Raw genomic sequence first — 14,353 nt, forward strand, 5'->3', positions numbered from 1 at the left:
GTTACAAGTCGCTCTTAGATTGCTCTTCGAACGCCTTCAGCGACACTGCCGCGATCTGGCGCAACGCGTCGCGGTCGGCCCCCGAGGAGGCCATCACGCACATGCCTGATGTGACCGCGGAGAGATAGCGTGCAAGCCCGGCCGGATCGGCGTTGTCGCCAAGGTCACGTTCGGCCTTGGCGCGGACAAAACGTTCGCGCAACTGGTCTTCGGTGTGGTTGCGGCGCGCCGCCAGCTCGAACGGAACATTCGCCGAGCCCGTGCCGCAGGCCAGTCCCCCCTGGACCAGCAGACAGCCGGGCGGGTTGGCAGGGTCGGTCTGGGCGTCCGCGTGCTCCATCAGAAATCGTTCGGCGACATCGCGGGCGGTCGGCGCACCCAGGACTTCCGCCATCCAGGCGTCACGCCTCTCGGTGTAGCGGTCGAGTGCGGCCTTCAGCAGGCCTTCCTTGCTGCCGAAGGCGGCATAGAGGCTCGGCGGATTGATGTTCATGGCTTCGGTCAGCTGCGCGATCGTGGCGCCCTCATAGCCGTGCCGCCAGAACACTTCCATTGCCCGGTCCAGCGCGGCGTCTGCGTCGAATGCGCGGGGGCGTCCCATACCCATTTCGTTTCTCCCTAAGCCCGGGTGCCGCTTCTATGGCGGATTTTCCGCAAGCCTATCCTGTTGTTAGACGTGGTCTTTTTCCCTGACTTCCAATTTCCCCAACAATCCGATAATAAATTCATAGCGTCCGATACATAAGTATCTTGCGGACCGGCGTCCAGCTCCACATCTGTAGCGAACACTACACATCTGGAGCGCGTGAATGCCCTCGTCAACCCAAAATCCCCGTTCCGGCCGATTCCGACGTGTTATCGGCGGTATTGCGATCCTCGGCGCCCTCGCGGTGGCCGGTTCGATCACGACCGGCCGCTATTTTTATGCAGCCCAAGCGACCGGCGCTGCCGTGGCGCCTGAACCGGCGGTCCCGGTGACCGTTGCAGTCGTCCAGCCGCGCCCGACCACGCTGTTTGAGGAATTCTCGGGCCGGCTCGAAGCCGTGGACCGCGTCCAGCTCCGGCCGCGGGTTGCCGGTGCGATCCTGGCGACCAACTTTACCGAGGGGGCGCTGGTCAAGGCCGGCGATGTCCTGTTCAAGATCGATCCCGCGCCCTATGCGGCTGAGGTCGACAAGGCCCAGGCCCAGCTCGAGGCCGCAAAGGCCCGCGTCGTGTTCACCACCAGCGAGGTCGAGCGCGGCGCCGCGCTGGTCGGCAACAACGTGGTGACCAAGCGCGATTTCGACCAGCGCGACAATGCCAATCGCGAGGCGATTGCCAACGTCAAGGCGGCCGAGGCGACGCTGCAGACCGCCAACCTCAATCTCGACTACACCGAGGTGCGTGCGCCGGTCGATGGCCGGGTCGGCAAGATCGAGATCACCGTCGGCAATCTCGTCGCCGCAGGGACCGCGTCGCCGGTGCTGACCTCGCTGGTGTCGGTCAACCCGATCTATGCGAGCTTTGACGCGGACGAAGAGGTGGTGCTGCGTGCCCTGAATTCGATCGCCGATGCCTCCGGCAAACGCGGCAATCTCGACCAGATCCCGGTCGAGATGGCGACCTCAGGCGGCACCAGCGCCAAGGGCCACATCCAGCTGATCGACAACCAGGTCAACGGCCAGAGCGGTACCATCCGCGTCCGCGCGGTGTTCCGTAACGACGACGGCCGGCTGATCCCCGGGCAGTTCGCGCGGGTGCGGATGGGCCAGCCGCAAGCGCAGACGCTGGTCATGATCGATGAACGCGCCGTTGGCACCGACCAGGACAAGAAGTTCGTCATGGTCGTCGGCGACGACAGCCGCGCGGTCTATCGGTCGGTGACGCTCGGCGGCGCGGTGGAGGGGCTTCGTATCGTGACTTCAGGCCTGAAACCGGGCGACCGCATCGTCGTCAACGGCCTGCAGCGCGTGCGCCCCGGCGCTCTCCTGAAGATGGAAATAGCCGAGATGGGCGCGCGCGGTATCCAGCGGGCATCCGCAGAGAACAACCAGCACACCGCGCAGCGCTGAGCATTCTGCTGCGCCTGGGGGCATCACCATGAATCTCTCAAAATTCTTCATCGACCGGCCGATCTTCGCCGGCGTGCTGTCGATCCTGATCTTCCTGGCCGGCCTGATCTCGCTGCTGGCGATGCCGATCTCGGAATATCCTGATGTGGTGCCGCCGTCGGTCGTGGTTCGTGCGACCTATCCCGGCGCCAATCCGAAGGTGATCGCCGAGACGGTCGCGACTCCGATCGAGGAGCAGATCAATGGCGTCGAGGGCATGCTCTATATGTCGAGCCAGGCGACCACCGACGGCGCGATGACGCTGACGGTGACCTTCCGCCTCGGCACCGACCCCGACAAAGCGACGCAACTGGTGCAGAACCGCGTCCAGCAGGCCGAGCCGCGTCTGCCGGCCGTGGTGCGCCAGCTCGGCATCATCACCAAGAAGAGCTCGCCCGACCTCACCATGGTCGTGCATCTGCTGTCGCCGAACAACCGTTACGACATGACGTATCTGCGCAATTACGCAGTGCTCAACGTCAAGGACCGGCTGGCGCGGATCGACGGCGTCGGCGACGTCCAGATCTATGGCGCCGGCGACTATTCGATGCGGGTCTGGGTCGATCCGCAAAAGGCCGCCGAACATGGCCTGACCGCGAGCGACGTCGTGCGCGCGATCCAGGCGCAAAACGTCGAGGCTGCCGCCGGCGTGGTCGGCTCCTCACCGAGCGTCAAGGGCATCGATCTCCAACTCTCAGTCAATGCAGAGGGACGATTGTCGACCGAGGAGCAATTCGGCGACATCGTGGTCAAGACTGGTTCGCGGGGCGAAGTGGTGCGGTTGCGCGATGTCGCGCGGATCGAGCTCGGCGCCTCCGAATACGGCCTGCGTTCGCTGCTCGACAACAAGCAGGCGGTCGCGCTGCCGATCTTCCAGGCGCCGGGTTCCAACGCGCTGCAGATTTCGGACAATGTCCGCGCCACGATGGCCGAGATCAAGAAGAACATGCCGGAAGGCGTGTCCTACCAGATCGTCTACGACCCCACGCAGTTCGTGCGCTCGTCGATCGAGGCCGTGATCCACACGCTGCTGGAGGCGATCGCGCTCGTCGTGCTGGTCGTGATCTTGTTCCTGCAGACCTGGCGCGCCTCGATCATTCCGCTGCTCGCCGTCCCGGTGTCGATTGTCGGCACCTTCGCAGTGATGCATCTGTTCGGCTTCTCCATCAATGCGCTCAGCCTGTTCGGCCTGGTGCTTGCGATCGGCATCGTGGTCGATGACGCGATCGTCGTGGTCGAGAATGTCGAGCGCAACATCGAATCCGGCCTGTCGCCGCGCGAGGCCACCTATCAGGCGATGCGGGAAGTGTCAGGGCCGATCATCGCGATCGCGCTGGTGCTGATCGCCGTGTTCGTGCCGCTTGCCTTCATCTCCGGCCTCACCGGGCAGTTCTACAAGCAGTTCGCGTTGACGATCGCGATCTCGACCGTGATTTCGGCCGTCAACTCGCTCACTCTGTCACCGGCGCTGGCGGCGCTGCTGCTGAAGGGCCATGACGAACCGAAGGACCGGTTGACCCGGATCCTCGAAAAGGGGCTCGGCTGGTTCTTCCGCGGCTTCAATCGTGTCTTCACGCGCTCCTCCGAGAACTACAGCCGCAGCGTCTCCAAGGTCATCTACGGCAAAGCCGCCGTGATCGGCCTCTATGTGGTCCTGGTCGGTTTGACGGGTGTGCTGTTCAAGCTGGTGCCGAGCGGTTTCGTGCCGGGCCAGGACAAGCAATATCTCGTCGGTTTCGCGCGATTGCCGGATGGGGCCACGCTCGACCGTTCCGAGGATGTGATCCGCAAGATGAGCGACATCGCGCTGACCCAGCCAGGCGTCGAGAGTTCAGTGGCGTTTCCGGGCCTGTCGATCTCCGGTTTCACCAACTCCTCCAATGCCGGCATCGTGTTCTCGACGCTGAAGCCGTTCGATGAGCGCAAGAGCGCTTCGCTCAGCGGCGTGGCGATCGCGGCCGACCTGAACAAGAAATATGCCGGCATCCAGGAAGCCTTCATCGCCATGTTCCCGCCGCCGCCGGTCAACGGTCTCGGCACCATCGGCGGCTTCAAGCTGCAGATCGAGGACCGCGCCGGCCTTGGCTATGAGGCGTTGAACGGGGCGACCACGGCGTTCATGGCCGCGATGCAGAAGGCGCCGGAGATTGCCGGCGTGTTCTCGAGCTTCCAGGTCAACGTGCCGCAATTGTTTGCCGACATCGATCGCACCAAGGCGCTGCAGTTAGGGGTGCCCGTAACGGAAGTCTTCAACACGCTGCAGATCTACCTCGGCTCCTACTACGTCAACGACTTCAACAAATTCGGCCGCACCTATTCGGTCTACGTCCAGGCCGATGCGCCGTTCCGCGCGCGCGCCGACGATATCAGGCAGTTGAAGGTGCGCTCGTCCTCAGGCGACATGGTGCCGCTGTCGGCGCTGATGAAGATACGCCAGAGCGCAGGGCCCGAGCGCGCCATCCGTTACAACGGATTCCTGTCGTCCGACATCAACGCGGCGGCCGCACCGGGCTATTCCTCCGGCCAGGCGCAGGAGGCGGCGACGCGGATTGCTGCGGAAGTGCTGCCGCCCGGCTTCGCCTTCGAATGGACCGACCTGACCTACCAAGAGTTCATCGCCGGCAATTCCGGGATCTGGGTATTTCCGCTCGCGATCCTCCTGGTGTTCCTGGTGCTCGCCGCGCTTTACGAGAGCCTGGCGCTGCCGCTCTCGATCATCATGATCGTGCCGATGGGCCTGTTGGCCGCGATGTTCGGGGTCTGGCTCTCGAAGGGCGACAACAATGTCTTCACGCAGATCGGCCTGATCGTGCTGGTCGGACTGTCGGCCAAGAACGCGATCCTGATCGTCGAATTTGCCCGCGAGCTCGAATTCGCCGGCCGCTCGCCGGTCCGTGCCGCGATCGAGGCCAGTCGGCTGCGTCTGCGGCCGATCCTGATGACCTCGATGGCGTTCATCATGGGCGTGTTGCCGCTGGTGCTCTCGAGCGGCGCGGGCTCGGAGATGCGGCGCGCGATGGGTGTCGCGGTGTTCTCCGGCATGATCGGCGTCACGATCTTCGGCCTGTTCCTGACGCCGGTGTTCTATGTGCTGCTGCGCAGCCTCACCGGCATGAAGCCGTTGACGCAGCACGGCGCGGCGACAATTCCGGGAAAGGCACACGCGGCATGATGCCGCGAGCTAGAGCGTTTTCGAGCGAAGTGGGAACCGGTTCGCATGAAGAAAACGCGTCAAAACAAAAATCGAGAGCTTCAGTTCTGATTCCATCAGAACTGAAGCTCTCGTTCATGAACTTCTCGAAAGGTCAGGCTGCAAGGTCGAGCAGCAATTGCGAGGAGCCGCGGACCAGCACCTTGCGGCCGGCAGGCGTTATCGCGAACGAATCGCCCCGCATCGCTACATAGCCGAGCGTAATCAGGCTTTCGACCGCAAACCGGCCCAGTTTTGAAGGGTTTTCCGCGGGAGCCCGCAACGCCTTCAAGGCATCCCACTGATCCGGCCTTAGTTCGAGTTCTTCGTTCATTGGTCTTGGCACTCCAGGAATTCATAGGGTGCCAGATACCCAGCGCAGATGAATTTCGTGCGACCACAACGAGTCAGGATTTCGATTTATGTGGACGCGCCGTCACATCGTCGTGTCATTGGAATGCTTCAAGTTTTTCGAATCATGAATGACATTGACGCGTGATGTCGTCACACAGGTTAACCTCACCTCTCACAGAGATTAACCGCGCCGCACGCTGGCGCCGCCATCGACCGGCAACGTGACACCGGTGATGAAATTGGCTTCGTCGGATGCGAGAAACAGTGCGGCGTTGGCGACGTCCCAGCCGGTGCCCATCTTGTGACGCAGCGGCACCTTGCTGTCGCGCTCGGCCTCGACCTCGGCGCGGCTCTTCTTGAACTCGCGGGCGCGGGTGTCGACCGCCATCGGCGTGTTCATCAGTCCGGGCAGGATCACGTTGGCGCGAATGCCGTATTGCGCATTCTGGTAGGCGAGCTGCTCAGTGAAGGCGATCATCGCCGATTTCGTCGCCTTGTAGGCCACGTAAGGATAGGTCGTGATCGCGGCCATCGACGAGATGTTGATGATGGAGCCGCGCTGCTGCTGCCGCATGATCGGGATGACATGCTTGGCGGCCAGGATACAGCTCTTCAGATTGATCGCGACGCAGCGATCGAACGCCTCCTCGGTGATGTCGAGCAATTCGGCGTCGCCGCCGGACAGGCTGACGCCGACATTGTTGTGCAGGATATCGACGCTGCCCCAACGCGTATGCGCATCGGCCACCATGGCCTTGATGTCGGCATTTTTGGTGACGTCGGCCTTGAAGGCGACCGCGGCGCCGCCCTTGGCCGCGATCAGGTCAACCGTCTCCTGCGCCGAGTCCAGATTGTGATCGACGCACAGCACCTTGGCGCCCTCGCGCGCGAAGGTCAGCGCCGTGGCGCGGCCGTTGCCGATGCCCTCGCCGGGGCTCTGGCCGGCGCCGACGACGATGGCGACACGATCTTGCAGGCGCATCTCACTTTACTCCCGGTATTGGGTACTGCTGCAGTACCTCTTTGTATTGGGGCTCGTTGTCGATCTTCATCGTCGCGAGTACGCGGACCACGGCGCAATAGAACGCGATGGTCAGCACCAGATCGGTCATGTGCTCGTCGGAGAGGTGCGCCTTGATCTCGGCAAACGTCGCATCCGACATCGCGAGCTCGCGCACCATCTCACGGGCGCCTCTGAGGATTGCTTTCGCGAGCGGCTCGAGCTTCGACGGCTTGCCGTCGGTTTCCGCCATCAGGCCCTGGATGTCCTGGTCGGTGACGCCGAACTCCTTGCCGATCTTCACATGGTGGGTGAACTCGTATTCCGATTTCTCCAGCCAGCCGACCTGCAGGATCGCGAGCTCGCGCAAGCGCGGATCGAGCTTGCTCTTGAAACGGATATAGCCGCCGATGCCGTTGAAGGCGCGCGCCATATCAGGCGAATTGACCAAGAGCTTGTGCAGATTGGTGTTGCGCTTGAGCATGTCGCGATACTCAGGGGCGACCTGATCGGCTTCGAGATAGGGCAGGCGGGCCATTGTTGTTGTCCTTGGTTCGGCGGCTTGCGGGATGCGTGGCTGTTGGTTCAGCCGTAGAGCGCTTTGTACTCGCTGTCATAGTTGGCGTAGGACTGCTTCATGCTGGCGCCGTTGAGCAGCATGGTCGCGACCACAGTGTTGTCGGCATCGAACACGGTGGTGCGGACCCACATGCTCTCGGTGCGCTTGCTGCCGGAGAGTGCGACGACCTCGCGCTCGGCCCAATAGGTCTCGCCCGGGAACAACGGCCCGCGCAGCAGGCGGATCTCCTGATCGGCGAACAGTCCGACCGCAGGGCCACGGACCGGCAGCCGGTCCTCGCGCGCGCGATACTGGAACAGCACGCTCAGCATCTCCATCGGGATGATGGCGCGGCCCCAGGGATTATGCTCCTGCGAATAGTAGTTCGTGGGTTCGGTGATCACCTTCAGCTTGTCGGCCAGCGAAAACGGATAGAGGTCGCCCATGTTCTGGTCGAAATCCATTTTGATCGCCTGGCGCGGTGTCTTCATGCCGACCTTGATGTCGGCGAGGATGACCGGGTCGGTCAGCGGCTTCAATTCGCCGAGCCGGTGGCTGAGCGCGGTCTCCGTACCGTCGCCGTCAATGGACGCGGTGCCGCGCAAGATCTCGATGCCGTCGCGCTTGATCATTCCGATCGCGCAGACGGTCTGGCCCGGTTTCGGCTTCTCGATCTGGGCCTGCACCTCTTCGCCTTCGAAGACGGGGTTGCGGTAATGTGCGGACAGGCATCCGGTCATGAACCAGGCCCGGCCCCAGATCCGCTCGCACAGCGGCGCGAACTGGCTGAAGTGCGTGGGGCCCTCGATCGTCCCACCCTGGAAGCCGAGCTTCTTCGCGGTTGCATCGTCGTGAATCGAAGCGTGGGAGTCGTAGACTTGGGCCTGCAGCATCTGTTTCGGGCTGCGCCAGGGACCCACCAGCAGATTGTCGTTCTCCAGTATTTCCGTTGCGAACGCGGTTTCGACTGTAATCATCCTTAGTCTCCCTTTGACCGCCAAGGTTTCAAAGAAGCCGCCGTTCGGCAAGGGCTTGCGGACGCAACACCGAGATATGTGCTGCGGCCATGGAACAGGGCTGTTCATGCATAGCAAAACCAGTGCATGCTGATGCATGATCATGTGCAGATAATGAGACCGGTTCGGACCGGCGCGGCACATACGGGACGGGAGCCTGACTGATGGCGTTGATGGAAGTTGGACTGGACGACAAGTACCGGTTAGACGCGAAACGAATCTTCCTCTCCGGCACCCAGGCGTTGGTCCGATTGCCCATGTTGCAGCGCGAACGCGATCGCGCGCAGGGGCTGAACACCGCAGGCTTCATCTCCGGCTACCGCGGCTCGCCGCTCGGCATGTATGACCACGCGCTGTGGCGCGCGAAGTCTTTCCTGAAGGAGCACGACATCGCCTTCGTGCCGGGTCTCAATGAGGATCTGGCCGCGACCGCGGTGTGGGGCAGCCAGCAGGTCGGCATGTTCCCGGGCGCCAAGGTCGATGGCGTGTTCGGCATCTGGTACGGCAAGGGTCCTGGCGTCGACCGCTCGCTCGATGCGCTCAAACATGCAAATTCCGCCGGCACCTCGCCCAATGGCGGCGTGATCGCGCTCGCCGGCGACGACCATGGTTGCCAGTCCTCGACCCTGGCCCATCAGAGCGAGCAGGTGTTCGCCTCGGCGCTGATGCCGGTGGTCAATCCAGCGACGCTGCAGGACTATCTCGACCTCGGCATTCTCGGATTTGCGTTGTCACGCTATTCGGGCTGCTGGGTCGGCTTCAAGGCGATCTCGGAGACGGTCGAAAGCTCGGCCTCGATCGTCAGTGATCCCGACCGCATCAAGATCATTATGCCTGACGATTTCGAAATGCCGCCGGGCGGCCTTTCGATCCGCTGGCCGGATCCGTCGCTCGAGGCGGAGCGGCGCCTGCACGGTCCGAAGATGGACGCCGTCGCCGCCTTCACCCGCGTCAATCGCTTCGACCGCATCGTGCTGGATTCGAAGCCGGCGCGGCTTGGCATCATGGCGACCGGCAAGGCCTATCTCGATCTGCGCCAGGCGCTCGCTGACCTCGGCATCACGGACGCCGACGCGCAGGCGCTCGGCCTGCGCATCTACAAGGTGGCGCTGACCTGGCCGCTCGAACAGAGCGGCGCGCGGGCCTTCGCCGAGGGCTTGCAGGACGTGCTGGTGGTCGAGGAGAAGCGCGGCTTCATCGAGGACCAGCTGATCCGTATCCTCTACAACATGGACGCATCAAAGCGGCCATCGGTGGTCGGCAAGCGCGACGAGAGCGGCGCGACGTTGCTGCCGAGCGAAGGCGAGCTGACGCCGACCATGGTGGCGGCTGCCGTCGTGGCACGGTTGCGCAAGCTCGGTCACCGCAGCCCGATGCTGGAGCAGCGGCTTGCCAAGCTTGAGGCGTTCGACCGTCCGGCGGAAGGCACCGGTGCCGTCAAGCTGGCGCGCACGCCGTATTTCTGCTCGGGCTGTCCGCACAACACCTCGACCAAGATTCCCGAGGGCAGCCGCGCGATGGCCGGCATCGGCTGCCACGGCATGGCGCTGTCGGTGCCGAACCGCCGCACTGCTACGATCTCGCATATGGGCGCGGAGGGCGTGAACTGGATCGGGCAGGCGCCCTTCACCGACGAACAGCACGTGTTCCAGAATCTCGGCGACGGCACCTACACCCATTCCGGACTCTTGGCACTGCGCGCGGCTGGGGCTGCCGGTGTCAACATCACCTACAAGATCCTCTACAATGACGCGGTCGCGATGACCGGCGGCCAGCCGGCCGAGGGCGGTTTTTCGGTGTCGCAGATCGCCCATCAAGTCGCGGCTGAGGGGACAAAACGGCTCGTGATCGTCTCCGACGAACCGGACAAATATCCGGCAAACTATTTCCCCGCTGGTGTCACCGTGCATCATCGCCGCGAGCTCGATGCCGTGCAGCGCGAGCTGCGCGACATCAAGGGCCTGACCGTCCTGATCTACGACCAGACTTGTGCCGCCGAGAAGCGCCGCCGCCGCAAGCGCGGGCTCTATCCCGATCCGCCGAAGCGCGTCTTCATCAACGAGCGTGTCTGCGAAGGCTGCGGCGACTGTTCGGTCGCGTCGAACTGCGTCTCGGTGCAGCCGCTGGAGACCGAGTTCGGTCGCAAGCGCCGCATCGACCAGTCGAACTGCAACAAGGATTTCTCCTGCGTCGAAGGTTTCTGCCCAAGCTTCGTGATGGTGCAGGATCCCAAGCTGCGCAAGGCCGATCGCACCGCGGCCGATCCCAAGGCGTTGTTCGCCGATTTGCCGACGCCACCTGCAACTTCGCTCGCCGCTCCCTACAATATCCTGATCACCGGCATCGGCGGCACCGGTGTCATCACCATCGGTGCGCTGCTCGGCATGGCCGCGCACGTCCAGGGCCTGGCCTGTTCGACGCTCGACTTCACCGGTCTGTCGCAGAAGAACGGCGCCGTGATGAGCCATGTCCGGCTCGCGCCGGCCAGCGACATGCTCACGACTGTGCGCATCGCGCCCGGCAACGCCAATCTGATCCTCGGTTGCGATCTCGTCGTTGCCACCAGCGTTCCGGCGTTGAGCCGGGCCGAACGCGGTGTCACCCGCGCGGTCGTCAACGCCGATTTGCTGCCGACCGCAAGCTTCGTGATCGATCCGGATATCGATTTCGAAGCCGGTGCTATGCGCGATGCGCTCAATGGCGCGATAACGCCTGGTGATCTCGACATTCTCGATGCCACAGGTCTCGCCACCGCACTGATGGGCGACAGCATTGCCACCAACTCATTCATGCTGGGCTTTGCCTTCCAGCGCGGCGCGATCCCGCTGTCGCTCGAAGCCATCCTGAAGGCGATCGAGCTCAACGGCGCAGCGATCGAGATGAACAAGACGGCGTTCTCGTGGGGCCGGCTTGCTGCGCACGATTTGCCGCGCGTTATCAGCGCCGCGCGCTTCAAGAGCGCAGGCGCTACGCCCGTGAAGCGGTCGCTGGACGAGGCAATCGCGCTTCGTGCCAAAACCCTCGTCGACTATCAGGACGAGGCTTACTCAAAGCGCTATCTCGCCGACGTCGCGCGTGTGCGTGCCGCCGAGTCCGCGGCGGCTCCCGGCTCGCAGGACCTGACCGAGGCCTTCGCAAAGGGCCTGTTCAAGCTGATGGCCTACAAGGACGAGTACGAGGTCGCGCGGCTCTATTCCGATGGTGAGTTCGCGCGGGCGCTGAAGGAGCAATTCGAGGGCGATTCCGGGCTCAAGGTGCTGCTCGCGCCGCCACTGCTGGCGCAACGCGATCCCGTCACCGGGCATCTGCGGAAGCGCGAATTCGGCCCTTGGGTGTTCAAGTCGTTCGGTCTGCTGGCGCGGCTGAAGGGCTTGCGCGGCACCGCGTTCGACATCTTCGGCTACACCGCCGAGCGGAAGATGGAACGCGCGCTGCCGGTCGACTATGCGGCGATGATCCTGCGTCATCTCGACGGCAAGACGGTCGATCTGCCGCGCTTGACCGCGCTGGCCAGGACGGCCGATCTCGTGCGCGGCTATGGCCACATCAAGGAAGCCGGTGTTGCTCGCTACCGCGCCGAATGTGCGCGGCTGGAAAGCGCGATCGGCCAGCCGGTGGCGCAGGCGGCCGAGTAGGGCGATCGGGCGGCCTGCGGGAACTTTCCACTGAAGCCATGGTTGACTGGTAACCCTGCCCGCAGCATCGGTTGGATTTGCGCGGCCGGGTTCCTACATGATCGATGTTCCCTTTGAGTGATTTCAGGAGGCCGTTTCATGGTCCTGAAAAGTGCTTTTGTTGCAACTGTTTGCACCGTGCTCCTGGCGTTGGGCGGCGTGGCGTTCGCTGACGAGTACCGACCGAGCGAGTTCTTCGGCCTCGATCTGTCCACGGCCGTGCTGTCGCCGAAGCGGCTCGGTCCGTCGGCGCAGTTTGAGCCGGTGGCGGTCGAGGCGAATTCCGAGCGCCGCAATGACGCGCAGGTGAGCGTTGAGCCAAAGGTCGTGCAGCCGCAGGTCAAACCGCGAAAGCCGGTGCGCACGACCAGGGTGATGGCGCCGGTTGAGCAGCCGCGCAAGATCGCGCGCGTTCCCGCGCGTGCAAAGCTCGCGCGGCGGCATAACAACCCGCTCGATGCGGAAGCACGCGATATCCGGATCCAGACCTGGCCGTGCAAGTCTGGCGGTATCTGTGGCTGGCGGCGGTGACGCTCCTAGATTAGACCCGTCATCCCCGCGCCAAGGCTTCGCCTTTGTCGCTGGAGGAGCGCGCTCTTGCGCGCGTCTCGAAGGATGCGCGGCCCCGATCTCGCGGTCGGGCCGTTCGCCCTTCGAGACGCGCGTTCCGCTGTCAGGGTGACGGGAATAATCAGGAGTGTGCGGTCTCAAACGTCACCGAGAGTCATCCCGCTGTCGTAAAACCGTAAGCCGGGAGTCAAGCAGCGCAGGCAAAACCTTCGTCGTGATTCGACGAAGGTCTTTCGATGGCGATAGCGATTTCCGCGCAGATGCGAGGTCTCACCCGGCGTCAGCTCCTGGTGCGCTCGGCGTCCACGGCGGCGCTTGCGGGATTGGGCTCTCTTGCACGACCTTACCTCAGCCGTGCCGCGGATCGCCCGCAGATTGCCGGCATCCAGTCCGGTGACGTCGCCTCTGATTCGGCGGTGATCTGGGCGCGCGCCGATCGCGCGGCGCGGATGCAGGTGGAATGCTCCACCACCGAAAGCTTCGCGACCATCCTGCGCACGGCATCTACGGATGCACTGCCCGACCGCGACTTCACCGCAAAGCTGCTGCTCGACGGCCTGCCGCCGGGACAGGATATCTTCTATCGCGTGCGCTTTGATGATCGCGACGGCGTCGCCGGCGAGAGCCGCGTCGGACGTTTTCGCACCGCGCCGCTCGATCGGCGTTCGGTCTCGTTCGTCTGGTCCGGCGATGTTGCGGGTCAGGGCTGGGGTATCGATCCCGCGCGCGGCGGCATGCGCAGCTACCGCACCATGCTGAACGAGCGCCCCGATTTCTTCATCCATTCCGGCGATCACATCTATGCCGACTGCACGGTGCCGTCGAAGCTGGAGCTTCCGAACGGCGAAGTCTGGCGCAACATCGTCACTGAGGAAAAATCCGTCGTCGCGCACAGCCTCGACCAGTTCCGCGGCAACTACAAATACAACTGGCTCGACGACAATTTCCGCGCCTTTCATGCTGATGTGCCGATGTTCGCGCAATGGGACGATCATGAGGTGGCCGACGACTGGTCGCCGATCGGCACGACTGATGCGACCGGCTACGATCAGGATGGGACGTCACAGCTGGTGGCGCGGGCGCGCCGCGCCTTCCACGAATTCATGCCGATGCGGCTGATGCCCGAGCGCGACGGCCGGGTCTATCGCAAGATCGCCTATGGGCCGCTGCTCGACGTGTTCGTCATCGACATGCGCTCCTATCGCGACTCGACCTGGAACAAGGAGGGCGATCCAGACCAGACCTTCATCCTCGGCCAGAGCCAGCTCGCCTGGCTGAAGCGCGAATTGGTGGCGTCGGATGCGACCTGGAAGGTGATCGCGGCGGATCTGCCGATCGGCCTGATCAGCCTGGATGCGGTCGCGCTCGGCGACGGGCCGCCCTCGCGGCGCGAGCACGAGATCGCCGATTTGCTGTCATTCATGAAACGCGCCGGCATCCGCAATACGGTGTGGCTTACTGCCGATATGCACTACACCGCCGCGCATCACTACGACCCGAACCGCGCGGTCTTCCAGGATTTCGAGCCGTTCTGGGAATTCGTCTCCGGCCCGTTGCATGCCGGCACCTGGTCGCCGGGCGAGCTCGACAACACCTTCGGCCCCAAGGCGATGTATCAGAAGGGATGCAGCGCCGTGCAGGGCGACAACCTTGCGCCGTGCTTCGGGCTACAATTCTTCGGCCGTGTCGACATCGACGGCAAGAGCTCCGTGATGACGGTGACGCTGAAGGACGTCGACAACCACGATCTCTGGTCGGTCGAACTCCCGCCGCGACCGGATGCGCGACCCGGTCAGATCATGGCGCAGCACATCTGAGCGACTAATTTCAGTCGCGACATCTTGATGGCGGATATCTTGCCCTGTCGGCGGATTTGCAGGCAAGTTACGCACCGGCA

General features: G+C 63.6%; 10 protein-coding genes. 5 read left to right on the forward strand and 5 right to left on the reverse strand.

The features are described from left to right. Window position 1 precedes the first annotated feature (1 nt). The gene (locus UP09_RS11385) at window positions 2-607 is read right to left on the reverse strand and encodes a TetR/AcrR family transcriptional regulator (RefSeq protein WP_044538270.1); all 606 of its coding nucleotides are present in this window, start codon (window positions 605-607) and stop codon (window positions 2-4) included. A gap of 202 nt (window positions 608-809) precedes the next feature. On the opposite strand from UP09_RS11385, the gene UP09_RS11390 reads away from it, so the two are divergent. Then, window positions 810-2,054 carry an efflux RND transporter periplasmic adaptor subunit gene (locus UP09_RS11390; protein WP_044538271.1) on the forward strand — a complete coding sequence of 415 codons (1,245 nt, stop codon included), beginning with the start codon at window positions 810-812 and terminating at the stop codon, window positions 2,052-2,054. 28 nt (window positions 2,055-2,082) lie between these two features. Beyond that, window positions 2,083-5,265 carry an efflux RND transporter permease subunit gene (locus UP09_RS11395; protein WP_044538272.1) on the forward strand — a complete coding sequence of 1,061 codons (3,183 nt, stop codon included), beginning with the start codon at window positions 2,083-2,085 and terminating at the stop codon, window positions 5,263-5,265. A gap of 133 nt (window positions 5,266-5,398) precedes the next feature. Here the strand turns inward: UP09_RS11395 and UP09_RS11400 are convergent, their stop codons facing one another. The 4 genes from UP09_RS11400 to UP09_RS11415 all read right to left on the reverse strand — a co-directional run bounded on the left by UP09_RS11400 (window position 5,399) and on the right by UP09_RS11415 (window position 8,173). Beyond that, on the reverse strand, window positions 5,399-5,617 hold the full coding sequence (locus UP09_RS11400) for a hypothetical protein (RefSeq protein WP_044538273.1): 219 nt from the start codon (window positions 5,615-5,617) through the stop codon (window positions 5,399-5,401). 201 nt (window positions 5,618-5,818) lie between these two features. Continuing rightward, window positions 5,819-6,619 (reverse strand): SDR family NAD(P)-dependent oxidoreductase, encoded by an 801-nt coding sequence (locus tag UP09_RS11405; RefSeq protein WP_044538274.1) that lies wholly within the window; start codon window positions 6,617-6,619, stop codon window positions 5,819-5,821. Window position 6,620: 1 nt separating this feature from the next. Then, window positions 6,621-7,175, reverse strand: a complete 555-nt coding sequence (locus UP09_RS11410; RefSeq protein ID WP_044538275.1) for a carboxymuconolactone decarboxylase family protein — start codon at window positions 7,173-7,175, stop codon at window positions 6,621-6,623. Window positions 7,176-7,222: 47 nt separating this feature from the next. Then, window positions 7,223-8,173 carry a MaoC family dehydratase gene (locus tag UP09_RS11415; RefSeq protein WP_044538276.1) on the reverse strand — a complete coding sequence of 317 codons (951 nt, stop codon included), beginning with the start codon at window positions 8,171-8,173 and terminating at the stop codon, window positions 7,223-7,225. Between the two features lie 203 nt (window positions 8,174-8,376). On the opposite strand from UP09_RS11415, the gene UP09_RS11420 reads away from it, so the two are divergent. The 3 genes from UP09_RS11420 to UP09_RS11430 all read left to right on the forward strand — a co-directional run bounded on the left by UP09_RS11420 (window position 8,377) and on the right by UP09_RS11430 (window position 14,273). Then, window positions 8,377-11,847 (forward strand): indolepyruvate ferredoxin oxidoreductase family protein, encoded by a 3,471-nt coding sequence (locus UP09_RS11420; protein ID WP_044538277.1) that lies wholly within the window; start codon window positions 8,377-8,379, stop codon window positions 11,845-11,847. 138 nt (window positions 11,848-11,985) lie between these two features. After that, a complete protein-coding gene (locus UP09_RS11425) occupies window positions 11,986-12,417 on the forward strand; it encodes a hypothetical protein (RefSeq protein ID WP_044538278.1) in 432 nt (143 codons plus the stop codon). Between the two features lie 275 nt (window positions 12,418-12,692). Next, a complete protein-coding gene (locus tag UP09_RS11430; protein WP_044538279.1) occupies window positions 12,693-14,273 on the forward strand; it encodes an alkaline phosphatase D family protein in 1,581 nt (526 codons plus the stop codon). The last annotated feature ends 80 nt before the right edge of the window (window positions 14,274-14,353 follow it).

Source organism: Bradyrhizobium sp. LTSP885, assembly GCF_000938305.1.
In the GTDB taxonomy this organism is placed as follows: Bacteria; Pseudomonadota; Alphaproteobacteria; order Rhizobiales; family Xanthobacteraceae; genus Bradyrhizobium.

Excerpts from the sequence above, each read along its gene's own strand:
- UP09_RS11385 (WP_044538270.1), bottom strand. The coding sequence starts at position 607 with ATGGGTATGGGACGCCCCCGCGCATTCGACGCAGACGCCGCGCTGGAC.
- UP09_RS11390 (WP_044538271.1), top strand. The coding sequence starts at position 810 with ATGCCCTCGTCAACCCAAAATCCCCGTTCCGGCCGATTCCGACGTGTT.
- UP09_RS11395 (WP_044538272.1), top strand. The coding sequence starts at position 2,083 with ATGAATCTCTCAAAATTCTTCATCGACCGGCCGATCTTCGCCGGCGTG.
- UP09_RS11400 (WP_044538273.1), bottom strand. The coding sequence starts at position 5,617 with ATGAACGAAGAACTCGAACTAAGGCCGGATCAGTGGGATGCCTTGAAG.
- UP09_RS11405 (WP_044538274.1), bottom strand. The coding sequence starts at position 6,619 with ATGCGCCTGCAAGATCGTGTCGCCATCGTCGTCGGCGCCGGCCAGAGC.
- UP09_RS11410 (WP_044538275.1), bottom strand. The coding sequence starts at position 7,175 with ATGGCCCGCCTGCCCTATCTCGAAGCCGATCAGGTCGCCCCTGAGTAT.
- UP09_RS11415 (WP_044538276.1), bottom strand. The coding sequence starts at position 8,173 with ATGATTACAGTCGAAACCGCGTTCGCAACGGAAATACTGGAGAACGAC.
- UP09_RS11420 (WP_044538277.1), top strand. The coding sequence starts at position 8,377 with ATGGCGTTGATGGAAGTTGGACTGGACGACAAGTACCGGTTAGACGCG.
- UP09_RS11425 (WP_044538278.1), top strand. The coding sequence starts at position 11,986 with ATGGTCCTGAAAAGTGCTTTTGTTGCAACTGTTTGCACCGTGCTCCTG.
- UP09_RS11430 (WP_044538279.1), top strand. The coding sequence starts at position 12,693 with ATGGCGATAGCGATTTCCGCGCAGATGCGAGGTCTCACCCGGCGTCAG.